This is a genomic window from Candidatus Omnitrophota bacterium (assembly GCA_028693815.1).
Classification (GTDB): domain Bacteria; phylum Omnitrophota; class Gorgyraeia; order Zapsychrales; family Aceulaceae; genus Aceula.
Genome location: JAQUUP010000011.1, coordinates 26182 through 41524, shown reverse-complemented (window position 1 = coordinate 41524; position 15343 = coordinate 26182). Strand labels below are relative to the sequence as shown.

Genomic DNA, 15343 nt, shown 5'->3' with positions numbered 1-15343 from the left:
TGAAGGAATCACGTTATCGAATCCGCAGGCTGTTAATCCAACATTTACAGCCCCTGAAGTTGATAGCGCTACAGATTATGTTATTAGCTTAGTGGTTAATGATGGCGAGTATAATTCTCAACCTGATACGGTAATCATTACAGTAAACAATGTTGCAAATCCAAACGACCAAGTCGTTCAGCTCAAAGCCGGATGGAACTACTTTGCACCAACAGTTCAGGCTTCAAGCATGAAAGTTGAAGATTTGCTTTCAGATCTTGGGGAAAATCTTGTTTTTGCACATGATTCAAAGGGTAAAGCCTATTGGCCATCACAAGGCATTAATAACATTAGCCAGTCTTTAAATCCATCATATGGCCTTAAAATAAAAGTTAATTCTCCTCAAACCTTGATTGTTCCAGGAGATCCAATCCCAGGAAACGGAAATATTAGTCTAAACTCTGGAACTCATTATATTGGATTCCTAGCTAATAAACCAGCAATGGAAACAGTTCAAGGATTAATTGATACTGACGCCTTAACTATTGTGTATGATTCCAGCAATGGTTCGTATATAGGAAAAGAAAATGGTCAATGGACTAACACCATCGGAACATTCCAAAAAGGTAAAGCCTATATGATTACTTTGTCCAAAGGAGGAAGCTTAAACATAAAATAGCAAAAAATAAAGTACCTTTTAGAAACCAAAGAAGCCCTTTTATTGATTATAAAAGGGCTTCTTTCTAGATAAAACTCAAAAGGGAGGAGGCGCTAGCAGATGTTTAGAAATAGTAAATAATTACATTAATAATTAAGAATTGTCTAAATATTAATCAAAACAATACAAAAGATTGCCACATCAATCCTGCATATAATATCTGTTTAAATCTGCCTAACATCTGTTAACTTTAAAGAATAGATTATAATCCCGGTAAGTTTGGAATAGGTTTTCAACAGGTAATTCTGAACATGCATTAAATGCATGCAGAATAACGCTTTATGACACATATTCATATATGATATAGTTAACATAACATATATTATAGGAAGTAGATGATGCAAAAAGAAATGAAACAAAAAACATGTTTTTACTGGGCATAATAATGTTTACTCGGCTCTGCGATCACCTGAGCGGCGATCGTTTGCACGGCGCTCTTTCAAAACACCAATCTCACGCATTGAAATAAATTCTTTAGAGCGAACTCCAACTTGCATGTCACCAATGCCTATTTTTATAATCTTTCCGTTAACCAAAGCATTAGCCACATTTTTTCTAGCACTTCGTAAAATTCGGCCAAAACTAGGCCTAGAAACCTTCATGACAATCGCGCCTTGTGATTGATCAAACCCTTGATAATCAGCTAATTTTAATGCCTCAAATTGATCTATCGTAAGACTTATTTCATCAGGTCTGCCAGGTTTTCCTCTTGGGCTAAACAGAGTAACCGTAGGCATTCTTTGGATATATCGAACTTTTTTTGGGCGACCTCGTTTTATCATTTTAAAATCCTTTTTTAGAAATTATAGCATCCCTCAAGAACCGTCAAATTGGACAACTTAAACACACCTTTATTATGAGCATATGCTCAGAATAACATCACCTTTATTATGAGCACATGCTCATTATAATATGCAAGTTAGTCTGTGTAAATGATAAAGTCATTAATTTATCCTCTACCCCAAACTATGCCTTGCCCATTAAGCGCAAAAAGACATAGTCGCGTTATCCGAGATATTTGATAAATTTTTAAGTTTTCAGGAAATTAGATAAAATATTTCGCGATTGCTCGAAGAACATCGATCTGAGTCAGGATGCCTATCAGCACCCCTTCTTCATCAACGATTGGAATACAGCCAAATTTCTTCTTAACCATTAAATCCAAAGCCTGGCCAAGTGTTTGATCGGCTGAAAGCGTTAAAACATTCTCAGTCATAACGTTACTTAAAATAAATTTTTCGAGATCTTCTTTTAGGTAAAAGAGTCCCTCTTCCTCAACTTCTTTTCTTGGAGAAACAATGCGGTACAAATCTCTTAAAGTGATGATTCCCTTTAATTTCCCCTGAGTATCAACAACTGGAAGATGGCGAATTTTGCTAGGCTTTAGAACATCCCAGACATGACTAAACGGCTCATCAATGCCGATTGTAATCACATTTGTTACCATAATATTTTTAATTAAGATTCTTTCAAGATGCATAATCTATGATTTGGCTCCTCCTACTAAATAAACCGGATTTTGATATTTTTGATAATATTGACAACTAAAATAAAGAAATTCGCCGCTGCCTTAAATAATTTAAATATTAAAATATTATACCATCGAACAAAAAGAATATCTATCTTCTATTTCTTGTTTCACCCTTGAATTTACCTCTATTCAAAGGTAGAATGGTAAGCAAAATTAGGAAACAAAAAATGAAACTCAAAAGAAACCTACGCATATTAATTACATTTTTTACGATCGGAATTTTCTTTTATCCGATAAAAGCAATTGCGCAAGAATCTGTTATTCAAGAAATCCATCTTGCCCTTCCTTCTATTGTCGAAATTACCGCGCAAAACACTATGATGTTTAAGGGTCCTGAATCAATGGCAATAGACAAAGAAACAGGACAGCTTGTTCACCTTAAGGGAATTAAAGCCGCTGAATATACAAGAAGTGGATCTGGTGTTATTATTGATCCAATCGGCGTCATCGCAACCAATGCCCACATTGTCTCTGGCGCCAGCAAAATCGCTGTGCGTCTTTTTGATGGAAAAATTATATCAGCCTCCCCTCTTTTAGTCATCGATCAAGAAGACATTGCTTTTATCAAAATTAATCCTCCTTATCCTATGACTCGCATTGATTTTGCCAACTCAGGTACTGCCAGTATCGGAGATGAAGTCATCACGGTTGGCAGCTCTCCTTTTCTTAAAAAAACAATGTCTGCCGGCCGCATTATCGGATTTGCTAAAAAAGGCAACCCTCAAAAATCAAATGAACCAGATTTTCTTCATGTAAATTTTAATATTTATCATGGTGATAGCGGGGGTCCTCTCTTTAATCTTAAAGGCCAACTGCTAGGACTTATGGTGGCAGGACAAATGCAATCTGATCGATCAAGCTTTTCAATTCCATCAAATAGAATTCTACAGTTTTATCTAAAATATTTACAATCAAAAAAAGAGGCTAACTAAAAATGATTACTCAAAGAAAAAAAAGAATTATTCTGTATTTCTTAGCGTTTGCCATCGTCGCATGCATAGGTCTTTATTTTAGACTCTACCCAGTCATGTTTAAAACCTCATCAGAAACAGACGCAAAAGCTGCGATGTTTATCACAAGTCAAATGCAACTTTCTAATCTTAAGAAAATTAACGAATTGTATCCCGGTCTGCCAGAAGAGAAAAAACAAATGATGGCACAAGAAAAATTTGCTCAAGCAATTGCGGGCAATCCAGAAGAAGCCAGAAAAGCAATTTATCAATTTTCTCAAGAGCTTTATAAAAGAAATTTAGAGAAGAATTCAGGGGAAAAAGCTCCTGAAATGTACCTTACGGCTTCAGATCCATATTATTTCTACGGTCTTACCAAAGAACTTGTCAAAGGCAACAAGATTATGGCCAAAAGAAATGGAGCAAAATATTTCAATGAAAAAATGCTTAGCCCTATCGGATACTGGGAAGCAATCAGCTTGCATCCTTTTGTCGGATACGGTATTTATAAAATAGTATCAAAAATTGTACCCGACGCCTCGCTAATGTTTGCCTTAAGCTTTACACCTCTTTTTCTAATGCTTCTGTCTTGTATCGTTTTCTTTCTTATCTGCTATAAGCTAAGATTACAAGTCTGGGCTTCCTTTATAAGCGCAACCCTCTTATTTCTTGCTCCTATTTTCTTACGAAGAAGTTTTTTTGGCTGGTACGATAGCGATCCTTACAATATCCTATTTCCGCTTTTAATTACTTTTATTTTCTTACTGGGTCTTAAAAAAAAGCTCAACACCCGAAACTCAATTATTTTTGGGATTTTATGTGCTGTCGCTTTAAGTCTTTATGCCTTCTTCTGGCAAGGATGGGTATATCTATTTAGTATTTTATTTCTATCAGGATGCATCATTTTGCCCCTAAATCATTTTCTCCTTACAGAACCCTCTCGAACAAAAAATCTATTAATATACTTTGCTTCTATTTTCGGCGGAACATTTCTTGGAATTCTTCTCTCCTTTGGTCCAAAAGAATTCTTTTTTCTTTTTCAAGAAGGATTTAAAGTTTTAGGGGAATTCTTCTCAAGCAAGCTAAGTGTTTGGCCAGATGTTTATCTAAGCGTTGGAGAGCTACACCGCGCCTCGTTCAGCGAACTCCTATCCCTTTCAGGAGGTGCAATATTCTTCATATTCTCAATTCTAGGGATCCTACTTCTTGGATTTAGCTCCATTAAAAATAAAAATTTTGAAACATGGCACAAAACCGTCTTCTTTATACTTTTTTTCTTTTCTTCCCTCATCATGTCGATCAAAGCTGAACGCTTTGTCTTGCTTCTCTTAGTCCCTTTAAGCATTCTTTCAGCGGTTTCGCTTGATTTCGGATACAAAGTTATGCGAAAATTCCTCGCAAAAAAGTGCACGAATCCAATCATATTGAATTCGATTTTTATAGCGCTTATTCTTATTGTAGGAGCCGTAATCGTTATGCCTTCCCTTAAAAAAGCAGATAACTGGGCCTCCCGCTTGCGTCCTATATTTAATGAAACATGGGATCGAGCTTTAACAAAGATAAAAAACGAAACTCCAGAAAATAGCATCATTAATACATGGTGGTCACCCGGACATTTTATTAAATCTGTCGCCGAAAGACGTGTTACTTTTGATGGAGCCACAATCAATGTTCCTCAAGCTTATTGGATGGGAAATATTCTTCTAAACTCAGATGAAACAAAAGCTCTCGGGCTTTTACGCATGCTTAATGCAAGCGGAAATCAAGCAACAGAATATCTCGAAACTATTGGCTTAAAAAAATCAGATTCCATTAAAATACTAAATAAAATAACAACCCTTCCACGAGATAAAGCAAAAGAATATTTAAAAAGAAATCTAAACTCAACTCAATCTGAAGAACTTCTTAATCTAACACATTCAACACCAGATCCCTCCTACCTATTTCTTTATAATGATTTAATCGAAAGCATTATTGGCGTTGCTTTTGTTGGTCGCTGGGATATTGAAAAAATTGAAGAAATTAATAAAAATCCAAACCGTGTTAAAGAAGTAAAAGGAAATGGATTGCGACAATATATCGATTTCATGTGGACTCTTCAAGGAGGCATCCCTCGAATAAGCCAACCGCTAATAGAAGCCCAAAAAGATGATGCTTATGTTTATTTTAGCCAAGGAATCCGCGTAAAACAAGACAATATGGATTGTGAAATCCTATCAAAAGAATTTGGCGTAGGAATCCCTAAAAGCATTATTTATAAAAAGGGTGATCAGATTGTTGAAAAGAAATTTCCTAACGCAAATCTCTCCTATTGTGTCATTTTTGTCAAAAACGACTATGGAAAATTTGAATGCATTTTGATGGATGAATTCTTAGCCCATTCATTAGCCATAAAATTATACTACCTTGACGGGACAGGCCTTCGATATTTTGTTCCATTCCTAAAAGAACAAAGCCGCGAAAACAAAACCGAAATTTGTGTCTATAAAATTAATTGGGAAAGCTTTATGAAAGATTTAAACGGCAAAGAAAATTAGAAATATCTTTTAGGCAGGTTTCTTTTTTATGTAAACAATCAATTTCTCTTTAAGATCGTCAATGGAAAGAGGCGTTGAAACAAAATCTTCCATTCCAACCTCTCGACAATGACCTTTGTCTTCAAAGAATGTTGCTGTTGCAATAGCAATAATTGGAATTGTTTCATTAATTTCTTCCCGAATCTTTTTAACTGCGGCAACCCCGCTAAAGTTTGGCAGCTGCACATTAACAAAACAAATGTCATACATTTCTTTTTGAATTTGATTAATAAGCGCATCGCCATCAACAACAATGTCCATATGGCATTTAAGCTCATTAAAAAAACGTTTAAATTCTTCTTGATAAACTCGATGATTCTCTGCTAAAAGAACACGCATTCCATTTAAATCATTCTTACTATCTTCATTAAACACAGACTGAACAATTTCTCTTTTAGAATGATCATAAAATGGTGCCACAAAAATAAACTTGCTCCCTTTGCCTTCTTCAGATTCAATCCAAATCTTTCCACCCATCAGTTCAACATATGATTTGCAAATAGAAAGTCCTAACCCCGTGCCACCAAAATGACGGGTTATCGAACTATCCGCTTGTGTAAATTGTTCAAAAATTTTATCTTTTATATCAGTCGCAATACCGATACCCGTATCTTCCATTGAAAATCTTAAATAATACCGATGCGCGCCCTCTTCCTGGCAAATTTCCTCAACACTTACTTTTAGCTGAACAGAACCCTGTTTCGTAAATTTTAGCGCATTTGATAATAAATTCATCAAAACTTGCTTGAGCTTTAACTCGTCACCAAAGACCTCCTTAGGCACTTCTGCGTTAACTTCAAAACCAATCTCAATTGGCCGATCACTAATACTGCCTCCAAGTACACGAAATACATCGTGAGAAAGCAAGCGAATATCAATACGCGTATCGTCTAAAATAATTTGACCTGCAATAGACTTTTCATAATCTAGAATATTGTTAATCAGTGTTAAAAGATGCTGACTGCTTGACTCAATGATATCAACAAACTTCTTCTGTTTTTCATCCTGAACATTTTTTCGGAGAAGTTGAGAAAACCCGATAATAGAGTTTAAGGGTGTTCTTACCTCATGGCTCATATTCGACAAAAAATCGGTCTTTGCCTTTGTTGACGCCTCAGCTTGCTCTGTTAGCATAACTTGTTTTTTGTGCTCCTCCACAAGCTGTTTTTGACGCTCAAGAAGCTCTTTTTGCGCATCTTTTAATTCCACATGTGTTTTATTTAAATCTTCCAAAATAGCTCGGAGCGCTTGTTCATTGGCACGCAAATCTTGATTCGCAAGACGCAAATCACTTTCAACCTTCTTGATACTTGTAATATCACGAATTACACCTAAAGACCCAGCGATGCTTCCATCGTCTTCTTTTAAAATTGTAACTGAAATATCCACATCAACTAAGCTTCCATCTTTCTTTAACATTTTACTCTCGAAATGATGCTGAGGTCCTTTGTTTCTTAACCCTAAAGAACGAATACGCTTCCATTCTTCTGGCTCATACAAGCTACTAATTGGCTTTAAGTGTAGATCATCATAAGTTTTCTTAAGCATTTCCTCCGCATAATGATTCCACGAAACAATCCTTTCCTCTCTATCTGTCAATGTAATCGCAACAGCAGAATTCTCAAAAATAGTACGAAATCTTTTTTCAGACTCAACCAGTTGTTTTTCAGTTTTCTTTCGATCAGTAATATCTCTCAAAACACCAATCGATCCAATAACATTATCATCCGCATCTTTTAATATACTAATCGAAATATCAACATCAACAAAACTCCCATCTCCTCGAATCATCACTGTTTCAAGATGGTCACGATATCCAGACTTTCGAATGTTTAAAGAACGAATCCTTTTCCACTCTGCCTCAGGATAAAGAGAACTAATAAGTTTTAAATGTAGCTCCTTGCGATTCCGTCCTAAAATTTTTTCTGCATAACTATTCCAAGAAACAATTCTTTCCTCTTTATCTGTTACGGTAATCGCAACAGCAGAATTCTCAAAAACAGTACGAAATCGCTCCTCTGAATCTTTTAATTTCTTTTCAGCAGCCCGACGATCTGTAATATCTTCAAAACATTCAACGCCGCCAACAACCTGCCCTAGATGATCCTTAATAAAATCAGCTCTCTTTAAGATCGTTCGGATAGACCCATCTTTTGTTTCAATCAAGCACTCGACATTTTTTATTGGTTTTGAGATCGCGTCATCATATAATCCACAATGCTCGCGACAAGGATGCTGTGTAAAAAGTTTGCATTCTTTACCAAAAACATCTTCAGAAGCATAGCCAGTAATTTCTTGGGCTGCAGAATTCCAACTTGTAATACGTTTATTTAAATCAACAGTAAAAATACCTATAGGCAAAACAGATTGCAAAATCTGTTGTTGTTCATCTGAAAGTTCAAAAACTTTCTTTTTCTTTCTTGAAATGCGGTAACGAAAATAAGCAAAAACAAAAATGGCAAGAAAAATGATTGAAATAGAGTCCGAAACAAATTCATTAAAACGAGCGGAAATAAAAAACTTAGACGTCCAATAAAAAAGGCCCATGCAAAAAATCACGCATAGGCCTTCTAAAATTGTAACAAAAACTTTCTTAACTGTGCTATCTTTATGTATCCGCATTTAACGTTTAAGCAAACAATACTTTATTCGCCGAGCTTCTCTTTAAGTTTAAAAATAACCTTATCCGGCTCAATCGGTTTCAAAATATATTCTGTGCAGCCAATATTAAATGCATCCATAAAATGTTCTTTATGGGCTGTAACCATAAAAATAGGCACGCCCTTGCCTTCCGAAACACCTCTTTCTTCTTCCTTATTTCGAATCGACTTTAAAACATCAATACCATCAATTCCAGGCATAGCAACATCTAGCAGAATCGCTTGATAAGGGCTTTTTTCATCAACAGATTTCTTATAGGCAGATAATGCATCTTCGCCATTTTGACAAACATCACATGCCGCAAGACCATCTAATGTTGAGACAAGCAAATCACAATTATTTTTATTATCATCAACAACTAAAACTTTCCACATATATCCTCCTTAAGTTAAACTTTATTTATTTCTTTTTAAGCGATCCGATCCCAAGCTCAAGCTGAACAAATTTTGACTTATTTCTAAAAAAAGTCATCTCAAATTTTGATAATCTATTGTAATCAAAAAGCTGATCAACACGCGATGAAAAATTTTGAGGTTGCGAGAAATTTAATTCTTGATATCCAAGCTTTTGAAGATACCCCTTAAACCGTTCTAGAACATCATTTAAAAACTCTCCACAAGCCCGCATAACACCATCATACCCTTCAGAGAAAGGAACCCCAGAAGCTGTTGCAATAAACTCAGCAACCTCCTCTGGAATAAACAAGATTGCGATACCCTTGTTCTTTGGATCACCTGTTTCAATAACAATGGCAGAAACATAAACACAATCTGTCGGACGACAAACTTTCATCTTATTTTGCCACATAACAACAGGTTTTTGCAGAATCTTTGGTTTGTCAACAAGCTTCACATTAATCTTTTTTTCTGCTGTTCTTTCAATAGCTTTACGAGCAGACATGATCAAATCAATCTCAAGCTGTCCGGAGATACCTTCATCGTCTTTTTTCCCAAATAAAAACATAAATATTTCTCCTTAGTAAGAAATCAATAAATTAATATATTAATAGCTTAATTAAAGAGTGTTCGCTTGTCAACTCTCTTTAAAAGTAAATAAATCAGGCGATTTAATTTCGAGTGCAAAATTTACCGATAATACTTTCAGCAGCTTTGATTCCATCAACAGCAGATGAAACAATTCCTCCCGCATATCCAGAACCTTCCCCAGCAGGATAAATTCCTGCAATGTTAGACTGTAGACTTTCATTGCGCATAAATCTTACTGGAGCGGAACTTCGCGTTTCAACGCCAACAAGCAAAGCATCTTCTTGAGCAAACCCCTTGATTTTTCGGTCTAAAATCGGTAATGCCAATTTAATGCTTTCAATAACATAATCCGGCAAACACCCTGTCAAAGACGTCATCACAACTCCAGGTTTATACGTTGAGTCAACGCTCCCGATTTCTTCGGACGGCAAACCTTTTAAGAAATCACCAACAAGCTGTGCTGGCGCACAATAATCTTTTCCTCCAAGGATAAATGCTGCGCGCTCCCAAGTACGCTGAAACTCAATTCCTGCCAAAGGATGATCTGAGCCAAAATCCTCAGGAGTCACGTTAACCATAAGAGCACTATTAGAATTCTTTCCACTCTGCGCATAAGCACTCATCCCGTTAACAACAACCATTCCCTTCTCCGAAGAAGCCGCAACAACTGAACCTCCAGGACACATACAAAAAGTATAAACTGAACGCTTACCTTCAAGATGCGCAACAAGCTTATATCTTGCCGTCTGGAGCTTTGGATGATTATAATACTTCCCGTATTGAGATTTATTAATTAATTCAGCAGGATGCTCAATCCTTAAGCCAACAGAAAACGACTTGGCCTTCATTGCTAAATTCTTTTCATAAAGCATTTGATATGTATCTCGTGCAGAATGTCCGATAGCAACAACAAGATGATCAACCAAAACCTTCTCCTGTTTGTTAAGAATAATCGCAGCAACTTTCTTGTTATCGACCTCAACATCTGTGAAACATGTATTAAATTTTACCTCACCGCCAAGCTCCATAATCTTCTTACGCAAATTTTTTACAACAATGCATAGCTTATCAGTTCCAATATACGGATGAGCATCTATAGCAATCCGTTTTGGAGCACCTGCCTCAACCAGATGATCAAAGATATATTTTGTCCGCGAATCCTTGATATTCGTATACAATTTACCATCTGAAAAAGTACCTGCCCCACCCTCTCCAAACTGCACATTAGAATTCAAATCAAGTTTTCCTTTCGAAAAAAATGTGCTCACGTCTTTAACGCGTACATCTACATCTGCCCCACGCTCAACAACCAGAGGCTTCAAACCTGCCTGAGCAAGAACTAAAGCACAAAACAATCCGCTTGGCCCAGCACCCACAACAATCGGACGGGAAGAACCATCTAATGCAACTTTTTTAATTTTATAATCATACGGCTTGTGCCATCGCACTTTATGGCGAAGAGCTTTCTTTCTTAATGTAGACGACAACCGCTTTTGGCGAGATAAATAATTTTGAGGATTTTTGATCTCTACATCAACAGAATAAACAAAAGAAATATTTTCCTTCTTGCGCGAATCAACAGCACGTCTGACAAGAGAATAGCGAAGAATCTCCTTTTCGTTGATTCCTAAAATCTTCGAAATTTTATCTCCCAAAAGACTTTCTTTCTCATCAAGAGCCAGGAGAATCTCATCAATTCTAATAAGACTATTTTCTAAATTTTTATTCATTTCAATCCATAAAGTAAAATTGCAGCTGCTGAAGATACGTTTAAAGACTCAATGTCGCCTGTTATCTCTATGCGAATATTCTTATCTGCTAATTGTACGATTTCTTCACTAACTCCGTGGCTTTCGGATCCCAAAACCAAACAAAATCTTTTGCCCGACTTAACCTCTGACAAACTAATTCCATCGCTAGAATTGGCCACATAAATGGGCAAAACACCCTTGTTTTTTTTAAGCCAAACCCCAAGAGAATCTTCAATAATATTTAATTTAAAAATTGCATCCTTTGCCGCATTGATAACTTTAGGATTATAAATATCAACACAGGTCGCATCTAACACAACGTTAGAGACACCAAAAGCCAACGCACTGCGCATAATCGTTCCCATGTTACCGGGGTCTTTAATGCCATTTAAATAAACAACCGACTTAGCCTGATCCAAAGAAGACGGCTTAGGTTCATAAACCGCTGTAATGCCCGAAGGAGTATCTAGCTGTGAATAATATTTATTCAACTCTTCATCAATTAAATAATACTCTGGCACTTTCGATTTTTCTTGCAAATATTCAAATTTTTCCTGATGTCTATCGACAAAATCTTTTGTTACAAACAAATCTTGAAAATCATAGCCGCTTTTTAATGCATCATAAATAATCGTCAAGTTCTCAACAATAAATTGATTGTTTTGCCGACGATGCTTCTTTTGCGACAATTTTTTCAACCACTTGATTTTTGTATTCTTTAAACTCGTAATTTCTTTAAGATTCATCATATTTTTATCATCAATTATTGCACAAATGCTTCTCTTCTACAAGGAGAAGACTTTTGCTATTTTCTACGGAAACGTGCGGCAAATGTTGCGTCACAGTCATCCAAATCAAACTTAACGTGCATCATGCCGCCTGTGGGCTTTCCTGTAAGAGGATGAAAAAAATCTTCCAATGCAAACTCAGGAGACGTCTTTAAGAAATGACTGACAATGTCTTCATTTTCCTGAACACTTAGACTACATGTCGCATAAACCAAAACACCCCCAGGCTTTACTTTTTTAAAAGCAAATTCCAAAATTTCCTTCTGAACACAAGCCGATTGCTCGCAAACATTGCGTAAAGAAGTCCATCGTAAATCAGGATTTCGACGCCAAGTCCCTGTGCAAGAACACGGCGCATCAACAAGCACGCCATCAAAACTATGCTGACTCAAAACAATTTTATCTAAATCTGTAATACAAATATTCTTAAAATTAGCTCTCGTTGCTCGCTTTTTTATCTCTTCGCGATTACCTGTCGCAACAATTTTACCCTGCCCTTTCATTTGATCTGCCAACAAAAGGCTCTTTCCTCCTGCACCAGCACAAACATCCCACCAAGATTGATCTGCAGAAACTCCACAGGCAAGCCCCAAACATTGACTTGCTAAATCTTGAATTTCAAATAAACCATTTTGATATGATTCAATATCTTTAAGATTAAGTTTACTCGTCGACAACTTAAAAGCATTTGAAATTCCTTCATGCTGAGCCAAATCAATCCCTAGATTCTTCAATTCTTTGAATACTATTTCTTCTGCGTTATTCTGCACCCGTATCCAAATAGGCGGACGCTTTTGGAATGGCTCAATCATACTCCTTAAATCATCGTCTTTAATTTCTTTTCTAAACCACTCAGGAACCAAATCAAGAACATCGCATTTTCTAATCTTAAAAAAATGACTTAAACCCTTTATTTTATCCTCAATTAAATCTGGTGAACTTTTAAGCCACGTAGCATCAATTCCCGCGGCATCATACAATATTTCCATAAATTGAACAAACGGCTGATTATCCAACCATAAAACCGCTGATAAGCCTACACAAAACTTTTTTGACTTTAAAGGATTTTCAGGCTGATTATTTGGCAGCTTCCCTTTCACCCATCCATACCAGCGAAATAAACTAAACAACGATTCCGTAATCAAAAAACGATCTTTAGATCCACACTCTTTATGTTTTCTAAAATAATTCTTTATTTCTCGATCCAAAGGATATCTCTTACGCATCACCGCATAAAAAATTTCGGAAATAGCATTCGAATAACTCAATGCTCGAGCATAATTATGTTTTGAATGATTGTGTTCTTGAGATTTCATTGAAACTCATTTTACCACACCACAAAAGCAAATTCTAAAGTTATTAGAATTTAACATAAATGAGCACGCAATCTTATATAACAAAGTGCTCATAAGTTACCTTATGCGAATTTACTCCGCACGCAAAGAGTTTCGGAGTTTTATTAATACTTTATTGGCGGAGTACTTTTAAGCACGGAGGCTTAAATGAGCGCGCATCTTGTGAAATGCAATGCTCGCAAGTTGCTGCGCGAATTTACTTCGCACGCAAAGCGTGTCGAAGCTCCTTAAAAAGAAATAGACTTCGCTCAAAGGGTTCAGAGTTCATTAATACTTTATTGGCGGAGTACTTTTAAGCACGGAGGCTTAAAAGCATGCTCCTTCATTTCTTTCTAAAAAGAAATAGACTTCGCCCAAAGGGAACGAAGTCTATTTTTGATGTAAATGGCGGAGAAAGAAGGATTCGAACCCTCGGAGGCGTTAACCTCAACGGTTTTCAAGACCGCCGCATTCAACCACTCTGCCATTTCTCCCTAAATTCTTACACTAAGGTAAAATGTGCGTGCCATTTCTGCTAAATATTAAATAAATACTTTAGAAAATTGGCCTGCCATTTCTGCTAAATATTAAATAAATACTTTAGAAAATTGGCCTGCCATTTCTCCCTAAATTCTTACACTAAGGTAAAATGTGCGTGCAAATTTCTCTTAAGAAATCAGAATAACTAAAGGAAATTTTTGCCTGCCATTTCTCCAAAAATTTATTGAAATGCGCGTGCTGATTTCATTTATCTCATTCCAAGATAAATCAGCCTGCCATTTCTCCAAAATCTATAAATCTATTAGATGAGAAGCAAAAATATGCCTCAAATCGTGGAAACGAAAATTAACTATACCAGATTTCTCTTTAGCTGTAAAGAAAGAAGCTCTAATATCTTTATAAGGCTCTCCGCGAAACTCAAGATTCATTCCGCAATATTCTATCTCTTTCTATTTTAATTTCTTCCTCTATCATTCCGTCTTGTTCTGGGTCCTCACGATACCTTTGAATGATACACTTGTCTTTCAAGCACTCACCTTTGACATCCCTCTGCCAAAGCCTAGGCCCCGGATTAATTCTTAAAAAAACTTCAACTATAAAATTATTAGTATCAAGATCTGGTTCATAAGTCAATGTTGACTCTATTCCTAAGAAATTAATTTCTTCTGACTCGCCCTTCCAATCGGGAACCTTCTTAGGCAAAGCTTCATTCTCAATATAATATTCTGCAACATGCTTTGCTGACTCAAAAGCCTTTTGGTCTGTAATCTTAAGATACTGGGCCTGCACATGAAAAGAAAGAAATGATGTGGCATAATAAAGAAAAATACAAATAAAAAATAAATAAAAAAATTTAGGAGTTCCAATTCTTCTCTTTCTAACATATTTTACCCATAGATCTCCAATAGAAACTCCAAAAAGAATTAAAACCAAAAACGGGGAAATCATAAAAGCAAGACCAGGAACAAAAGAATTAAACACTATAGATAAGAAAACAGGACCTTTTGCTAAAAGCAGTATCATTAAAATGCCCCACAAAACGCTTATCGCAAGAGGTAAGATAATAAACTTGATAAGATTCTCTCTTTTGTCCATCACTTGCCTACCTTTAACTTTTCTCAAGTTCACGATTATGAAAAACATTCTCCACTAAACTTTAAACGCACCGACCTTTTCTCGCCTACGTCTTCCATTAACATAGTAATCTATCCAATATTCATTATTTTTTTAAAAGACTGCCAGGCTATTTAATCTTTTCTTATCAATTTATTGATAATAGTCAGAAAGGAATTAATAATCCTATAAAGAGCACTCAGAACCAATACGGCAAAAAATATTAAAAACATTCCTGGGTTACAAAACAAAGGTTTAAAACTTGGAACTATTATATCTGGTCTTTTGAATAGAAGAGCTGTAATTATGGGCAAAATAGCGAAAAAAACTATAATCGCAATGCCAAAAAGAATAGAGATTCGAAGAAATAATAACACTCTAGGGAAAGCATTTAGTTGTTTATTTTCTTTTTCAGTTAAAAGCTCACAATTCATAATACTCCTCCTTTTAAATTC

Annotated in this window: 13 protein-coding genes and 1 tRNA gene; 3 read left to right on the top strand and 11 right to left on the bottom strand. The window is 35.9% G+C overall.

Features of this window, described 5'->3' with window-relative positions; translation table 11 throughout:
- Positions 1–658, top strand: a 658-nt coding sequence (locus PHY73_05095) for a hypothetical protein (GenBank protein ID MDD3375081.1), incomplete at its 5' end; no start/stop codon positions are given.
- Positions 659–1086: 428 nt separating this feature from the next.
- Here PHY73_05095 and PHY73_05090 read toward each other — a convergent pair.
- Complete coding sequence (locus PHY73_05090) at positions 1087–1479, bottom strand: DUF134 domain-containing protein (GenBank protein ID MDD3375080.1); 393 nt, start codon at positions 1477–1479, stop codon at positions 1087–1089.
- 263 nt (positions 1480–1742) lie between these two features.
- The gene (locus tag PHY73_05085; GenBank protein ID MDD3375079.1) at positions 1743–2177 is read right to left on the bottom strand and encodes a CBS domain-containing protein; all 435 of its coding nucleotides are present in this window, start codon (positions 2175–2177) and stop codon (positions 1743–1745) included.
- A gap of 218 nt (positions 2178–2395) precedes the next feature.
- On the opposite strand from PHY73_05085, the gene PHY73_05080 reads away from it, so the two are divergent.
- Positions 2396–3160, top strand: a complete 765-nt coding sequence (locus tag PHY73_05080) for a trypsin-like peptidase domain-containing protein (GenBank protein ID MDD3375078.1) — start codon at positions 2396–2398, stop codon at positions 3158–3160.
- A gap of 2 nt (positions 3161–3162) precedes the next feature.
- Positions 3163–5715, top strand: a complete 2553-nt coding sequence (locus PHY73_05075) for an STT3 domain-containing protein (protein MDD3375077.1) — start codon at positions 3163–3165, stop codon at positions 5713–5715.
- A 9-nt stretch (positions 5716–5724) separates the two neighbouring features.
- On the opposite strand, the gene PHY73_05070 is transcribed toward PHY73_05075, so the two are convergent.
- From PHY73_05070 to PHY73_05030, 9 genes are all read right to left on the bottom strand, one after another.
- A complete protein-coding gene (locus PHY73_05070) occupies positions 5725–8376 on the bottom strand; it encodes a PAS domain S-box protein (protein MDD3375076.1) in 2652 nt (883 codons plus the stop codon).
- A 23-nt stretch (positions 8377–8399) separates the two neighbouring features.
- On the bottom strand, positions 8400–8789 hold the full coding sequence (locus PHY73_05065; GenBank protein MDD3375075.1) for a response regulator: 390 nt from the start codon (positions 8787–8789) through the stop codon (positions 8400–8402).
- Between the two features lie 25 nt (positions 8790–8814).
- Positions 8815–9378, bottom strand: a complete 564-nt coding sequence (locus tag PHY73_05060) for a hypothetical protein (GenBank protein ID MDD3375074.1) — start codon at positions 9376–9378, stop codon at positions 8815–8817.
- A 103-nt stretch (positions 9379–9481) separates the two neighbouring features.
- On the bottom strand, positions 9482–11131 hold the full coding sequence (locus tag PHY73_05055; GenBank protein MDD3375073.1) for an NAD(P)/FAD-dependent oxidoreductase: 1650 nt from the start codon (positions 11129–11131) through the stop codon (positions 9482–9484).
- Positions 11128–11901, bottom strand: a complete 774-nt coding sequence (locus PHY73_05050) for an RNA methyltransferase (protein ID MDD3375072.1) — start codon at positions 11899–11901, stop codon at positions 11128–11130. Before PHY73_05050 ends, PHY73_05055 begins: the two co-directional genes overlap by 4 nt.
- 56 nt (positions 11902–11957) lie before the next feature.
- Positions 11958–13256: an RsmB/NOP family class I SAM-dependent RNA methyltransferase gene (locus PHY73_05045; protein ID MDD3375071.1), complete on the bottom strand. Its 1299-nt coding sequence runs from the start codon at positions 13254–13256 to the stop codon at positions 11958–11960.
- A 424-nt stretch (positions 13257–13680) separates the two neighbouring features.
- Positions 13681–13768, bottom strand: a tRNA-Ser gene (locus tag PHY73_05040).
- 424 nt (positions 13769–14192) lie between these two features.
- The gene (locus tag PHY73_05035) at positions 14193–14870 is read right to left on the bottom strand and encodes a hypothetical protein (protein MDD3375070.1); all 678 of its coding nucleotides are present in this window, start codon (positions 14868–14870) and stop codon (positions 14193–14195) included.
- Between the two features lie 152 nt (positions 14871–15022).
- Positions 15023–15322 carry a hypothetical protein gene (locus PHY73_05030; protein MDD3375069.1) on the bottom strand — a complete coding sequence of 100 codons (300 nt, stop codon included), beginning with the start codon at positions 15320–15322 and terminating at the stop codon, positions 15023–15025.
- Positions 15323–15343: the final 21 nt, after the last annotated feature.